Annotated in this window: 15 protein-coding genes; 10 read left to right on the top strand and 5 right to left on the bottom strand. The window is 46.2% G+C overall.

What is annotated here, in order from left to right:
• Nucleotides 1-24 precede the first annotated feature (24 nt).
• The 6 genes from pepV (at nucleotide 25) to KNP94_RS08120 (ending at nucleotide 7085) form a co-directional block, all read left to right on the top strand.
• Entirely contained in the window at nucleotides 25-1422 is a 1398-nt protein-coding gene (gene pepV, locus KNP94_RS08145) for a dipeptidase PepV (RefSeq protein WP_215115537.1), read from the top strand.
• A 64-nt stretch (nucleotides 1423-1486) separates the two neighbouring features.
• Nucleotides 1487-2632, top strand: coding sequence for an MFS transporter (locus KNP94_RS08140; RefSeq protein WP_214802049.1), 1146 nt, complete (start codon nucleotides 1487-1489; stop codon nucleotides 2630-2632).
• A gap of 5 nt (nucleotides 2633-2637) precedes the next feature.
• Entirely contained in the window at nucleotides 2638-3153 is a 516-nt protein-coding gene (thpR, locus tag KNP94_RS08135; protein WP_215115536.1) for an RNA 2',3'-cyclic phosphodiesterase, read from the top strand.
• Nucleotides 3154-3162: 9 nt separating this feature from the next.
• Complete coding sequence (locus KNP94_RS08130) at nucleotides 3163-4029, top strand: hypothetical protein (RefSeq protein WP_088837646.1); 867 nt, start codon at nucleotides 3163-3165, stop codon at nucleotides 4027-4029.
• Between the two features lie 38 nt (nucleotides 4030-4067).
• Nucleotides 4068-6236 carry a type I pullulanase gene (gene pulA / locus KNP94_RS08125; protein WP_251132183.1) on the top strand — a complete coding sequence of 723 codons (2169 nt, stop codon included), beginning with the start codon at nucleotides 4068-4070 and terminating at the stop codon, nucleotides 6234-6236.
• A 51-nt stretch (nucleotides 6237-6287) separates the two neighbouring features.
• Nucleotides 6288-7085 (top strand): phosphotransferase, encoded by a 798-nt coding sequence (locus KNP94_RS08120; RefSeq protein WP_214769055.1) that lies wholly within the window; start codon nucleotides 6288-6290, stop codon nucleotides 7083-7085.
• 330 nt (nucleotides 7086-7415) lie between these two features.
• On the opposite strand, the gene budA is transcribed toward KNP94_RS08120, so the two are convergent.
• The 3 genes from budA to cydS all read right to left on the bottom strand — a co-directional run bounded on the left by budA (nucleotide 7416) and on the right by cydS (nucleotide 10105).
• The gene (gene budA / locus KNP94_RS08115) at nucleotides 7416-8129 is read right to left on the bottom strand and encodes an acetolactate decarboxylase (RefSeq protein WP_029331195.1); all 714 of its coding nucleotides are present in this window, start codon (nucleotides 8127-8129) and stop codon (nucleotides 7416-7418) included.
• Nucleotides 8130-8144: 15 nt separating this feature from the next.
• Nucleotides 8145-9839, bottom strand: a complete 1695-nt coding sequence (alsS, locus tag KNP94_RS08110) for an acetolactate synthase AlsS (RefSeq protein ID WP_215115535.1) — start codon at nucleotides 9837-9839, stop codon at nucleotides 8145-8147.
• Between the two features lie 164 nt (nucleotides 9840-10003).
• On the bottom strand, nucleotides 10004-10105 hold the full coding sequence (gene cydS, locus KNP94_RS16120; RefSeq protein ID WP_371816015.1) for a cytochrome bd oxidase small subunit CydS family protein: 102 nt from the start codon (nucleotides 10103-10105) through the stop codon (nucleotides 10004-10006).
• Between the two features lie 175 nt (nucleotides 10106-10280).
• Here cydS and trmB point away from each other — a divergent pair, with 175 nt between their 5' ends.
• The gene (gene trmB, locus KNP94_RS08105) at nucleotides 10281-10922 is read left to right on the top strand and encodes a tRNA (guanosine(46)-N7)-methyltransferase TrmB (RefSeq protein ID WP_088837643.1); all 642 of its coding nucleotides are present in this window, start codon (nucleotides 10281-10283) and stop codon (nucleotides 10920-10922) included.
• 116 nt (nucleotides 10923-11038) lie between these two features.
• Nucleotides 11039-11554 carry a hypothetical protein gene (locus tag KNP94_RS08100; protein ID WP_029331192.1) on the top strand — a complete coding sequence of 172 codons (516 nt, stop codon included), beginning with the start codon at nucleotides 11039-11041 and terminating at the stop codon, nucleotides 11552-11554.
• A gap of 71 nt (nucleotides 11555-11625) precedes the next feature.
• On the opposite strand, the gene KNP94_RS08095 is transcribed toward KNP94_RS08100, so the two are convergent.
• Nucleotides 11626-11982: a DUF1304 domain-containing protein gene (locus KNP94_RS08095; RefSeq protein WP_214810602.1), complete on the bottom strand. Its 357-nt coding sequence runs from the start codon at nucleotides 11980-11982 to the stop codon at nucleotides 11626-11628.
• Between the two features lie 58 nt (nucleotides 11983-12040).
• Nucleotides 12041-12343, bottom strand: a complete 303-nt coding sequence (locus KNP94_RS08090) for a PepSY domain-containing protein (RefSeq protein ID WP_029331190.1) — start codon at nucleotides 12341-12343, stop codon at nucleotides 12041-12043.
• Nucleotides 12344-12466: 123 nt separating this feature from the next.
• On the opposite strand from KNP94_RS08090, the gene KNP94_RS08085 reads away from it, so the two are divergent.
• On the top strand, nucleotides 12467-13537 hold the full coding sequence (locus KNP94_RS08085; protein ID WP_088837642.1) for a M42 family metallopeptidase: 1071 nt from the start codon (nucleotides 12467-12469) through the stop codon (nucleotides 13535-13537).
• Nucleotides 13538-13684: 147 nt separating this feature from the next.
• Nucleotides 13685-14698 (top strand): PTS sugar transporter subunit IIC, encoded by a 1014-nt coding sequence (locus tag KNP94_RS08080; protein WP_088837641.1) that lies wholly within the window; start codon nucleotides 13685-13687, stop codon nucleotides 14696-14698.
• The last annotated feature ends 126 nt before the right edge of the window (nucleotides 14699-14824 follow it).

Genomic DNA, 14824 nt, shown 5'->3' with positions numbered 1-14824 from the left:
TAACGGATAAGGGAGAGGTGTCATATGGTAAATTGGAAAGAAGAAGTTTTAACGCGACGCGAAGCACTTTTGACAGACTTAAAAGAGTTGTTACGCATACCGAGTATACTCGATGAAACAACAATTCAAGAAGGGGCGCCGTTTGGTCTAGAAGTCAAACGTGCACTTGATTGGATGTTAGCGACTGGGGAGCGCGATGGGTTCAAAACAAAAAATGTCGACGGTTATGCAGGGCACCTTGAATATGGTGAAGGTGAAGAACTGCTCGGGATTCTTTGCCATCTCGACGTTGTTCCTGCTGGAGGGGACAGCTGGACGTATGGACCGTTCAATCCGACGCTAGCGGACGGAAAACTATATGCACGTGGTGCGATTGATGATAAAGGACCGACGATTGCGGCATACTATGCGTTAAAAATCGTCAAAGAGTTAGGGTTACCGTTATCGAAACGGATTCGTTTAATTGCTGGTGGAGATGAAGAGAGCGAATGGCGTTGTGTCAATCACTACTTCAAGCATGAAGAGATGCCGACGATTGGATTTGCACCAGACGCTGATTTTCCAATCATCAATGCTGAAAAAGGATTATATGATGGCCTTTTGATCCAAGGGAAACCAGCACAAACTGCAGACACAGGTTATCATCTCGTAACGTTCGTAGGCGGAGAACGTCCGAACATGGTACCGGGTCATGCGACAGCGACAGTCCATGTAGCTGAACACGAATCGATTGAATCTTCATTCCATGCCTACCTGGAAGAGCAAGGATTGACAGGGACAGTGAAGCAAACGGCAGAAGGTCTTGTCTTTGACGTCTTCGGAGTAGCAGCGCATGCGATGGAGCCGGATAATGGTAAAAACGCGGCATTACACCTTGCTCGTTTCTTAAGTACGCTTCACCTCGACTACAATGGACGGCGTTACATCGAACTCGTCATGCATATGTTCCGTGATTCACGCGGTGTCGCATTGGGTGTCGCGGCATCAGATGAAACGGGGGATTTAACGATCAATGGTGGTGTCTTCCGCTATGAAGAGGGACAAGGAACGGCGTCACTCAATATTCGTTATCCGCACAGCGCTGATTTCACGGAGCGTCTACAGTTGATCAAGGAAGCGGCTTCGGCCTATGGTTTCGACCTTCAGACGCGGACGCACATGCCGCCGCACCATGTTGATCCAGAACATGAATTGATTCAGACGCTCAGTGCTGTCTATGAACGTCACACGAATCAAAAAGCGGATTTGATTGCAATTGGTGGAGGCACGTACGCGCGTTCGTTAACAGCAGGTGTTGCATTCGGTCCAGTTTTCCCGGGTGGTCCGGAAGTCGCGCACCAAGTCGATGAATACGTTGATTTTGAAGAGTTATTGTTAGCGGTCGCGATTTATGCAGAAGCGATTTATGAACTAGCCAAATAATATGGACATGAATCCCCCGGCACATCGATGACGGGGGATTGATTCTTGAAAGGAAGTACACCGCGTGATTAATCGTCAAAAATATCACTTTCAGGCACTCTACTTTTTTATCTTCTTCGGGCAAGGTGCGCTCATTCCCTACTTAACGCTTTATTTTTCGAATGATGCGTTTCAGTTATCTGGTTCAGAAATCGGGACGATTGTTGCGATCGGTCCGATTTTATCGATTTTGTTGCAACCACTATGGGGACTCGCGGCTGATCGTTTTGGTCGACCGAAACGTTTGTTGCTCGTTGCGCTCCTCGCAGCAGCAGGATTTACTGTCAGTTATTTACTGACATCGGTCTACATCCTGCTCTTATTGATTGCATGTTTATGGGCCTTATTCCAATGTGCACATATTCCGTTAGTCGATACACTCGCCATTGAATTTTCGAAGCGGAAATCAGTCGATTATGGCGCACTTCGTTTATTCGGTTCAGCTGGTTTTGCGCTTGCTGTCTTCGTACTTGGGCAGGTGACAGAAGGGGGGACGCTCGGAGCGATTTTTTATGCAAGTGGAGCAGCGCTGATTTTAGCGTTCTTAGTATTGATTGGTATCGAAGCAGCTCCAGTCCAGTTGACGGTCAGTGAACGGATGCCCGTTTCACGACTATTTTCAAATAAGCGCTTCCTGTTATTTTTAGCAGGTGGAAGTCTCGTCTTTGGTCCGATTTTTGCGAACAACTATTATTTCGGAAGTTATGTTACGATTCGAGGCGAATCGACGGCACTCGTCGGGACCTTATTTTTTGTAGCTGTCCTCTGCGAAATTCCGTTCATGCGAATTGCGACACGTGTCTTAATGCGATTTGGCGCGATTCCTGTCCTCACGTTTGTCTCAATTTTATCTGCTGTTCGGACGGGATTGCTTGCTTTAGAACCACCGGTCTTCTCGTTATGGATCCTTGCGGCACTACAAGGGATGATTGTTGGATTACTGATTCCCGTTGCGCTGGACTATGTGCGTTCGCTTGTCCCATCATCAATGGTAGCTACGGCTGTCAGTACATATATGGCTACTACGACGGGACTTGCGACCGCGATTTTCAATTTGATGAGTGGCGTTGTCCTCGAACAATGGACAATTTATAGTGTCTTTTGGGTATATACAAGTAGTAGCTTGCTTGGGGCAGTGCTCTATCTGATAAGTGGAAGGATCAAGGAGTGATTAAATTGGACCGACATTATTTTATCGCGATTCCTGTACCGCTCCTCGAGTTGAAGCAGTTATCTGAAGCGGTTAATCTTGGTCATTACTATCAACAGGTCTACGGCCAGGAAGACTTTCATCTGACATTACATTTCTTAGGTGGATTGACGGAGCGCGAATTGAATGAGTGGCAATGTCGTCTTAAAGAAATTGCAGCTACTGTTCAACCGTTCACTTTGACTATCAATCATCTCGTTACGTTCGGTAATGAGGACCGTCCACGTGTTTTCGCTGCGGGGGTGGAAGAGACGACTTCTTTATTACGACTCGCGAATCAACTGGCTCCGGAACGACATAAACCGTTCGTTCCTCATATCACACTTGCGAAACGCTGGAATGCAGACTGTGAAGAACCATTGCCAGACATGACGCTACAAGCGAAAATTAATGTCACGGAACTTATTTTATATGAAATCCATCCAGCTGATCGTCCGAGATATCGAATCAATACCTTAGCTAGATGCGGGAAAGAACAGTGAGGTGATCTCATGGCGTTATTGATGAAGTTATATGATTTAGAGAGTAAGTATGAGAAGAACCCGCTCGAAGTCTCAAAACGCTACAAAGAGCAACGGCAGTTAGACTACGAGAATCTATTCCATAAGTGGGAAGCTGGAGACTTGTTTCCGGGCGAGACAATCGTCCGTCCTAAGAAATGGTGGCAATTTTTCAAATCTCCTGTCGTCGTCCAGTTACCAGGGAAACAGATCTCAAAGCCAGCGTTTGATAAATGGTATAAAAAACGAGTCGAGATTCAAAAGTTGCTCTATGTAGCGGGCGGGGCAACTGAAGATGAGATATGGAAATTGCCGCTTCGGCGACACCTCGACTTTTATCAGATGGTCCATCTGTTAAATGATCAATACGGTTTGTTTTATCGTGCTGTCATTCATTATCAACAAGGAGAAGTCGAGTTAAGTTCCTTTGCCGTCGGCCCATCCGCGATTTATTTACTCGATTGGTTGGATGGAGAAGAGAGCATCTATCATATTAAACGAGAGAAATTATGGCGTGAGCAGCCGTTTAAGGCACCGACGAAAAACATTCTGAATCCGTTGATCAGTTTGAAACGGACAGAAGATATTTTACGGCTTGTTTTAGGAAGTGAACTTGAACTACCAATCGAACGAGTCGTCATTGCGTCGAAAGGTTATTTTGATCAACTGCCGAAAGAGTCGAAAACTACTTATGTAAGTAAAGTCGATTTTGCACACTGGTTACACAAAATGAATACATCCGCCCCCTATACAAAAGCTTTTCAAATGCGAGTTTGTGAAAAGATACTAAAAGAAACGTCATCGATTACATTTCAAATGGCGGTCAATGATCAAGAGAATGAACGGATTCAGACGTGAGGAGGGAGCGGCAAAAATTTTGATGTTGTCGCGCACATATGACGAAAATGAAAAGTAGCGAACTAGCGCTGATGCACCCACAATTAATTTCAGCGGAATTTTTGACGTTTCAATCGATTTTGGTCGAATCGAAACAGTCATTCACTAAAGAAGACGTGCAGTTAGTTTCAAATCAGGCAATCATCGATTATGCTGTCATTTCGCAACAACAAGACGGAGGAGTCGCACGTCTCATTTTAGAAGTAGAGGGAGCGATTGAGTTAGGGAGTGTGTATGAATTAGTGAGTGCGACACAGGGACGGATTCGAATCTTTCCGGGGCGTGTTGTTCAAACATCGTTGTTCGATCGTAAATATAGTTACGAAGGACCGCTTGGCGTCATGATGGATGATGGGATGTTATCGCTTTTTGTCTGGTCACCGATTGCGGAACGTATCGAGTGTGTCATCTACGATACAACAGAAACAGTTCTGAAAACGAGCGAGATGAAACGGGGCGATCGTGGTGTTTACCAAATTACGTTAGCTCGCGAATATGAACACGCCCGATACCGTTATCGCGTGACGACGTACTTAGGGACGACCGAAGTCGTCGATCCATATGCAAAAGCAGTGACGGCGAACGGACGGTTCGGCGTCCTGTCAGATGTCGATCAAGAAATCAGGCAGCGATTTCCGAAGCGGAAAAAACGTCCGATTCTTGTGAAACCGACGGATGCAGTAATTTATGAAGCGCATATCCGGGACTTCACGATTGATGCGACATCAGGATCGACGCACCCGGGACAATACCTGGGTGTGTCCGAGCGGGGGACGCGTTCTCCGGCTGGGAAGAAGACGGGACTCGATTATTTGCTTGACTTGGGCGTAACACACGTTCAACTTCTACCGGTACATTTGTTCGGTTCGACGGATGAAATTACACGCTCACCATACAATTGGGGATACGACCCCGTAAACTGGTTCGCACTGGCGGGTAGCTATGCGAGTGATGCGACAAATCCGCGAACGCGGATTTTCGAGTACGTCGAGATGATTGATCAGCTGCATGCTGCCGGTATCCGGGTCACGTTTGATGTCGTCATGAATCATGTCTATATTCGTGAGCAGGCTGCACTCGAACATCTTGTCCCTGGTTACTACTTCCGTTATGAACTCGACGGGACGCTGGCGAATGGAACGGGCGTCGGAAATGATACAGCATCAGAACGTTTTATGATGAAACGATTGATTGTTGACTGCGTGACCTATTTCGCGGAGGTACTCCAAATTGATGCCTTCCGATTTGATTTGATGGGAATTCACGACGTGGAGACGATGAACAGCCTTCGGACGGCTCTTGATGCGATTGATCCGACAATCCTCATCTACGGGGAAGGATGGGATCTTGCGACACCGTTACCCGCACGGCGAAAAGCGATTAGCTCCTCTGCTGCACGGATGCCTGGGATTGGTCATTTTAATGATGTCTTTCGGGATGCACTGAAGGGATCAACGTTTAATGAACATGACCGTGGATTTGTGTCGGGCGATCTTTGGAAAGAAGGAGAGGTTCGAAACGGAATAGCCGGAAGTGTGACGCTTGAGAATCAAACGTACGGTCGTTTCCCAGAGCCGACCTACTCGATTAACTACGTCGAAGCACATGACAATCATACGCTGTTTGATAAATTGAGCCTTGCTAGACCGGATCTCGATGAAAACCAACTTCTACGAATGAGTCGTCTTGCACAAACGATTGTGATTTTAGCAGAGGGAATTCCATTTCTTCATGCCGGGCAAGAATTTGGTCGGACGAAACAAGGTGTCGAAAACAGTTATAATGCACCCGATGCCATTAATCGATTGGATTGGACATTGCGGGATCGTCATTTTGAGATGGTCGACTATATTAAAAATATCTTACAGATTAGACGGATGCACGGTGGTTTCCGCTTGCACTGGGCGAATCAGATTCAAGAATCGCTTCATTTTTTACCGATGCGACCGGGTGTCATCGCTTACGAAGTGGATGCGATTCACTCTTATGATGCCTGGCAGCGAACACTCGTCGTGCATAATGTGACGGATGAAACAATCGAGATTGCGCTCGATCACCCGATGTGGAATCTTCATGTTCAAGGTGATGAAGCATCCGTCACCCCAATCGAAAAAGGCGTCGCCAAGATTAAAGTGCTTCCGTTGTCAACGACGATTGCGACATGTTAAGATATTCATTGTGCCTTATGGCAAATCTATTAAAAAGTTGAGCGGATTATGATGGAATTAGATATTTTAGATGCGCTTGGCGAAGGCTGGACGCTTACGCCAGCAGGCGGCATTACAGGTGAAGCGTACGTCGCTTCGACTGGACAGTCAAAATTATTTTTGAAGCGGAACTCTTCTCCGTTCTTAGCCATTTTATCGGCGGATGGAATCGTTCCGAAGTTGCTTTGGACTAAACGAATTTACAGTGGGGATGTCATCAGTGCGCAACAATTCATTGAAGGAAACGAGCTCGAACCGGAAATGATGGAGCGTCCAGAGGTGGCCCGATTACTAGGGAAAATACATGATTCAAAAGAGTTGTTGTTCATGTTACAACAACTTGATCAACGACCGATTGAACCAGACGAGCTATTGCGTCAATGCCGGCTCTATTTTCAACCGGCAGAGCTACGTGAAGCAAACTTGATTGAACAGGCGATTGGTTATTTAGAGACGCATTTAGCGCTTGTCCGAACGGATGAGCAAGTCGTTTGTCATTCAGATTTAAATCACAACAATTGGTTGACGGGGGCGGATGGTCATCTCTATCTAAATGATTGGGATGATGCGATCATCGCCGATCGTGCTTATGATTTAGGGATGATGCTCTATAGTTATGTTGACGAGGAATACTGGCCGGAATGGTTTGCGAGTTACGGTCATCCGTTGACCCTTGAATTAAAACAGCGCATGCATTGGTACGTGGTGGCGCAAGCGATTTTGTCGATTTACTGGTATGAAGATGCACAACATCCAGATGCGCCAGAAAGTTATGTTTTTCTCGCGCAGTTGCTCGAAAATGAAATGTAATCGGCAGGGGCGGTTGGACCAGTGAGAAAAGGTGGGCATCACTTGCGGGTGATCGACCATCTTTTTTCTGTGATACCGTTAAAACATTCGTTTCCCGCAGGAGTCACAGAAAATGAAAATAACTAAAAAACCGCCAAAGTGCAATAAGCGCTTTGGCGGTTTTAGTTGAAGCGAAAAAATTAACCACAGATTGTAGACAAACTCTTATAAAGAGTGAACATGCTATATCGAGATGCAAACAATTCGCGTTGCCCTGTCTCGCCTCGACCGAGGAAAGCAACGAAACGTGACACTTTATCTCCTGATAGAACTTTGTCTACAGCCTGAACATTAACCTTCTGCTATTTTTATTTCTTGTTCGATGTCATGACTTTCAAGATCTGCTTCTCGGTAAGCAGCTGTTGTCGGTAGACGTAAATCAAGGCGTGGTTTTTCTTCGAATGAGACGGTGACGTTCTTGACCGTGTAATCGAAGACGTGCCCGCCACCTTCGCGGGCTTGATCGATGAAGTGTAGATGATATCCGGCGACGGCAATCCCGTGACCGAAGCGTGGTGTATAGTAGCCGGCAAGTGTCCCTTCCGTCTGTTCGAACGTCCGTGCACTTTGTGTCGCAACGGCTTCCGTGATCGGGACGAATGGTTGTTCTTGGCGTGCGACCGTCCGTGTCTTGACTTCCGTGAACTCTCCATCGATTCGCACGGCATAAAAGCTGTTGATTGTCGCGAGTTGCGTGCTTAGCCAATGCTCGAAGTCTTGTTTCGTCATTTCTTGATCGATTTGAATCGACTGTGTCGGAGTAAATCGAGTCAACGTACAAAACGGTGTCGTCGTTTCGGGGTCGAGCGGGCGGGCGCTCCCGTCAGAACGCAATTGATAAAAGGTATTATCAAAACCAATCATTTCTCCGTCGAGATGGTCGAAGGTTCCGATGCCGAAGTCGCGCCCGTCAAGAACGGACGCATAACTGACCTCGCTTTCGAAGACGCCGTCGAGTAACGCCATCATCGTCGAGATTTGAAGTAACGTATCATCGTTCGTCATCTGCTCATCTCCTTATCAGTTTAATTGATCCAAGTGTACTTCTTTTCCGAGCGCAGCATTATCGCTGTAATCGATCGGAACATCAATGATGACAGGTCCTTCTGTTTTCCAAGCTTCTTCCATGACAGCGACGAGTTCAGACGGATGATTGACGCGTAAGCCTTTTGCACCAAAACTTTCCGCATACTTCACAAGATCGACATCGCCGAATGATGTGCCTGATTTCCGTTTATATTTCATTTCTTGTTGGAACGCGACCATATCAAAGCCGCTGTCACGCCAAACGAAATGGACGATTGGAGCATTCAAGCGGACGGCTGTCTCAAGTTCCATTGCAGAGAAAAGGAACCCGCCGTCACCTGAAATCGAGACGGCTTTTTTACCAGGACGGACGAGTGTCGCTGCGATGGCCCAAGGTAATGCAACACCAAGTGTCTGCATCCCGTTACTGAACAAGAGGTGACGCGGTTCGTATGAACGGAAGTGACGCGCCATCCAGATATAATGTGAACCGACATCAACCGTTACGGTAACGTCATCTGCAATCTGTTCGCGTAATGTCTTCATGAAATAAAGTGGATGCGTCAATAGCGAGTCTTCGACGACCGGCGGGACGTCCCGCTCGACGAGCCGTTGTTGAAGACCATTCAAGAATGTAGCCGTGCTTGTTGACAAGGCGAGTGGCTTCAGACGATCGGATAACGCATCAATCGTTTTCGCGACGTCACCGACAAGCTCGCGATCAGGACGATAGAAGTGATCAATTTCAGCCCGCATTTGGTCGATGTGAATTAATGTCCGTTCATTCGTTGGTTTGTTCCAAAACTTCGGATCGTAGCCGATCGGGTCATAACCAATGGATAAGACGAGGTCCGCTTCAGCGAGCAACGCGTCACCTGGTTGGTTGCGGAATAGACCGACACGACCATAAAAATTAGATTCTAAGTCACGTGACAAAGTCCCCGCAGCTTGGAACGTTTGGACGACGGGAATCGAAACACGGTTCAATAAAGTGCGAATCGCTTTGACGACGTCCGGTTGACTGGAACGCATACCGAGCAGGAGAACAGGGAGTTTCGCTTGTTCGATCAGTGTGGCCGTCTCTTCGACCCATTCTTCTGGAGCAATCCCGAGTTTTGGTGTCGGTACGGCTTTAAAGGATGTGACGTTTGATTCGTTCAAACCGACATCTTGCGGAATACTGACGAAAGCAGCACCGGACGTCGTTTCGGCAGTCCGGAAAGCATTCGAGAGGACTTCTGGGATATTATCCGCATCTTGAACTTCTGCGCTGAAGTTCGTGATTGGCGTAAAGAGTGCTTGGTTGTCCATCGATTGGTGCGTCCGTTTGAGTCGATCGGCACGTGAGACGGCACCGGCAATCGCGACGACCGGATCGCCTTCCGAGTTAGCTGTCACGAGACCTGTTGCGAGATTTGATGCGCCAGGACCAGACGTAACGAGGACGACCCCTGGTTTATCTGTCAAACGTCCGATTGCTTGGGCCATGAAAGCGGCATTTTGTTCGTGACGTGCGACGATTAATTCAGGACCACGATCTTGTAAGACGTTGAAAACAGAATCGATTTTTGCTCCGGGAATTCCGAAGATGTATTCGACCCCTTGCTCGATTAACGTATCAACGACCAAATCAGCTCCTGTTTTTTTCTGTACTAAATTTTCATTTTCGCTGTTTTCGTTTTTGTTCATTACAATTCTCCTTCGTTATCAACGTATTTTGTCGATTGATAGCTGTAATATAAAAACTGTTTCATCGAAATTATACATCTGTTTTAGTCAGAAACCAACCATAATCCTTTAGAAAGTAAAAAAGGCATCTTGTGACAGAACACAAGATGCCTACTGAATCGCGATTATTTAGCGTCAACTTTACCGAATGTCGCCCAAACGAAAAGAGCAGTCACGCCCATGACGAGAACGATCGGTGATGCCCACATGATTAAGAAATTTTCCAATGTCAAAACCTCCTTTAGGGATAGTCCGTATAGTAAGTGTAGTAGATTGCTCAGTAATTCTCAAGTGACGATCTGCTGAACATTCGACTCTGCTAAACGAATAACATCTTATATAATTACCCGAATCATGATAAACTTATCTGCGGATAATTTAAGAATTGAAAGGATGAACAATATGCGTTTACGCCACAAGCCTTGGGCGCTGGATTATATGAAAGAACAGGCATCGATCTATATCGCGGACCCGGCGACCTTAAAAGGAAACTGGTCAGAAGAATTTAAAAATGAACATCCACTATACATTGAGGTAGGTTCCGGAAAAGGGGCATTCATCACGGGTATGGCAAAGCAACACCCGGATATCAACTTCATCGCGATTGAATTATTTGAAAGTGTTGCGGTTGCAATCGTTCAAAAATTGGTCGAAGAGCCACTACCTAACGTCCGTGTCTTGACGGTCGATGCAAAAGACTTACGTGACTTCTTTGAAAAGGGAGAAGTCACTCGTGTCTACTTAAACTTCTCTGATCCTTGGCCGAAGTCGCGTCATGCGAAACGACGTCTCACATATAAGACGTTCCTCGCGACGTACGAAGACATTTTGCCGGAGCAAGGTCAGATTCACTTTAAGACGGATAACCGTAAACTATTTGAATCGAGCCTGATGACGATGTCAGCTTACGGTATGACATTCGACTGGATGTCGCTTGATTTACACGTTAATGAGCCGGAAGATAACGTCAGAACGGAGTACGAAGAACGTTTTTCAGCACTTGGTCAACCGATTTATCGGATGGAAGCAACGTACGGAAAATGATTTAGACAAAAAGTTTTCTTATTTTCCTGGTATTTCTTTCACACTTTTTTCTTATTAATTGGTACAATGTTGTTGACTGAAGAACTTGTACTTACAGGTAAAGGGGGAATTTGGGGATGTGGCAAAAAAGCTTAGCCTTCGTAACAGCACTCTTTCTCGCGCTGAGTATCGGTCAATCGGTATTCGCTGCGATTGATACGTCAGCAATGGAAAAGGCTCTCGACGAGGAATTAAAGAGTTCGCATTACGATTATAAAAAAGGTTCTGTAGAAATCGAGGACCCGAAAACATTCACTGGTGAAAAAGGTGAAGAAATCATCGGCGGAATCGCTGTCATCGAGACAGTCCGTGATGGCATCTTTATCACAATCAAACGTGAAATCCACTTCTATAACACGGAGAGTAAAGAGATGTTGACGAACGCAGATGCTGCGAAAGTAGATGGCGTCAAAGAATACATCGACAAAAACTCGAACAACTTACAGCAGAAAGTAGTCTACTGGTTACCGATGTTATTGATGATCTTGTTGATTGCCGTACCAGCAATTGTACTTTATGTCGTCGTACCACGTCTTTATTCGACAAGTGAATACATGAACCCGATCTACGAACGTAACGATAACCCACGTTAATCGTTGTCGGACAAAACGAAACACCCGCCTAAGAGGAAGTAAGATTCCGAAGAGGTGGGTGTTTTTTTGAACTAAAAAAATAATACGACGAGAAATGCCAAAATGGCAGGCAGTCCTTGTTTGTAGAGAATCGAGACATTTGCTGTCGCTGCACCGTACAGGGCGGCGATGATGACACAACTTAAGAAAAACAGTTGAATGACAGATGAATCAAGGACAAGACCGAAAATCAATCCGGCAGCAAGAAAACCATTGTATAATCCTTGATTGGCAAACAATGTTTTGATGCGTGGATCTGCTGCGATTTCCTTCGTCAGTCCAAACGTACGAAGCGCTGGTTTTGAAGATAAGAAAAACATTTCAAGAGCTAAAATATAGAAATGTTCAAGGGCAACAAGTAAAACAAGAATCGTTCCGAGTGGGTTCATGAAAGTTCGCTCCTTAAAAAAAAGACCATACTTCGACTGACGAAGTATGGTCCCGATATTATGCGTATTCGAGTAAAGCGCCTGTTTCTGCATCAACTGTGAATTGATACGTTTTTTCATCGTCACCTTCAAGGACCGAGATGCCACCTTTGTAGCTTTGGTAGTCACGTGACTCATATGCGTACGCCTCTGGTGTTGCAGAGATCCATGCACCTTGGACACGTCCTTTTGCTGAAAATGTGCGTTTCGTGATTTCGAGAGCTTCCTCGGCAGATAGTTGTTTGTTGTCGACAGCCTTCTTAACTGCGAAAGTTGCAACGACAGCTGCTGCCAAACCGATAATCCAATAGCGTTTTTTCATTAAAATTTCCCCTCCTTACAGGTTTCTATACCTACTGTACCAAATAATTCGTCAAGATAGAAACAAAAGCTTAAGTGATTGAAGCATTTTTTTGTATAATAGAAAAATAGGAGGCGATACATAGTGAATGAAAAGACAAAAGATCTATTTAAAACATTGACGGAATTGAACGGGGCTCCGGGGTTTGAGCATGAAGTCAGACAGTTCGTCCGAGAGCGGATTACACCGGTGACGGATGAAATCGTTACAGATGGTATCGGATCGATTTTCGGTAAACGGACGGGTCAGGCCGATGGTCCGAAAGTGATGGTCGCAGGTCACATGGACGAAGTTGCCTTCATGGTCACACAAATCACGAAGAACGGGATGCTTCGGATTCAGCCGCTCGGTGGTTGGTGGAGTCAAGTTCTACTTGCACAACGCTTTTCGATTTGCGGCGATCATGGAATCATTCCGGGAATCATCGCATCGACACCGCCACATCTCTTAACAGAGGAAGTGCGGAATAAACCAATGGCGATCAAAGACATGTTTATCGATATCGGGGCGGATTCAAAAGAAGAAGCGGAATCGTTTGGCGTTCGACCAGGAATTCCGGCTGTTCCATTCTTCCCGTTCACACCGATGGCGAATCCGAAAAAAATCATGGCGAAAGCCTGGGACAATCGGTACGGGGTCGGTATGGCGATTGAGTTGCTTGAAGAGACGAAGGCAGCCGATCATCCGAATGTCTTATTCTCTGGTGCAACTGTCCAAGAAGAAGTAGGATTACGCGGAGCACAGACGGCGACGAACATGATTGATCCGGATGTCGCATTTGTTGTCGACGCTTCACCAGCGAACGATGCTTCAGGCGATAAAACGGAGTTTGGTCAACTTGGTCAAGGTCCTTTGTTACGCATCAAGGATAGCGTCATGATTCTATCGAAGGAAATGACGGATTATGTACTTGATACGGCAGAATCGAATCAGATTCCGTATCAGTATTATGTTGGAGCGGGCGGGACGGATGGCGGTGTCATTCATCGTTCGAACAATGGGATTCCGACGACGGTCGTCGGCTTACCGGCTCGCTATATCCATACGCATGCTTCAATCATGCATACGGATGACTACGATGCGGCGAAAGAGTTGTTGAAAAAACTCGTCACGCAATTGGATGCGACAACGCTCGCGACACTACAAGTGAAGTAAGCAATCCGGAAGGTGGATTTGTCTCTATGGACAAATTCACCTTCTTTTTCGCGAAACACATGTCTTGTCAGATGAAATAACATTTGTGTTTTCTTTTATGGGAAATTTGTTATAATAACGTTGATTTGACGAAAAGGACGTGGCGACTTGTTAAAAGATAAAGGAATATCATTAAGCCCTCGGATTTATTTCATTACAGTGCTCAGTTATATGGCGCTCGGTTTATTTAGCTCGTTGATTATGGGATTGATTCTGAAAACGATTGGCGACGGTTTGATGACACGTGGAGTCGATGCATCGATTCTCGTCACGATTGGGGATCAAGCGATTGCGTTGACAGGACCAGCGATTGGTGTTGCTGTCGCGTTCGCTTTAGAGGCACCGCCGTTGATTTTATTTTCAGCAGTCGTTGTCGGAGCGTTCGGTTATGAAGCAGGCGGACCTGCCGGGAGCTATATCGCGGCGTTGATTGCGACGGAGTCCGGAAAACTGTTTTCAAAAACGACGCGTCTCGATATTATCGTGACACCTTTACTTACGTTAGTGATCGGCTTTTTAAGTGGGAAGTATATCGGTTCTTGGATTGGAACGTTGATGACGGATCTCGGGGAAGTCATTCGCTGGGGAACGGAACGCGAACCGCTGCTGATGGGGATTTTTGTTGCGACGGTCATGGGACTCGCATTGACAGCGCCCATTTCAAGTGCTGCTTTAGGCATCATGTTAGGACTGGATGGATTAGCCGCAGGGGCAGCGACGATCGGTTGTGCAGCCCAAATGATTGGATTTGGTGTCATCAGTTATCGTGATAACGGGATTGGTGGATTGATTGCACAAGGGGTCGGGACATCGATGCTTCAAGTCGGAAATATCATCCGTAATCCGTGGACGATTATTCCCCCAACGCTTGCCGGTGCGTTGTTGGCACCATTCGCGACAGTCTTGTTCAGTCTCGAGAGTAATCCGGCGGGTTCTGGAATGGGGACGAGCGGATTAGTTGGTCCATTGATGGTACTGAAGACAATGGGCTTCACGACAGAATATTATCTTGCTGTCGGCATCCTATGTTTCGTCGCTCCGGCAATCATCAGTTATCTAATTTACCGGGTATTGTACCGGTATGGACGTATTAAGGATGGCGATTTAAAAATCGACTATTGAATCTAAAAAAAGGGCTGACTCATAAGTCAAAAAAAATAATCCTTGTGGCGGACGTTTCCGTCCTTCATCGATCAAATGGCCGATGATCCCACTTTTCACGGGATCTTCGGCCACTTCTAATTAATT

It is taken from the genome of Exiguobacterium sp. s80, assembly GCF_018618725.1.
GTDB lineage: Bacteria > Bacillota > Bacilli > Exiguobacteriales > Exiguobacteriaceae > Exiguobacterium_A > Exiguobacterium_A oxidotolerans.
The sequence above is the reverse complement of the archived record's forward strand: the minus strand, read 5'-3'. Positions and strand labels throughout refer to the sequence as shown.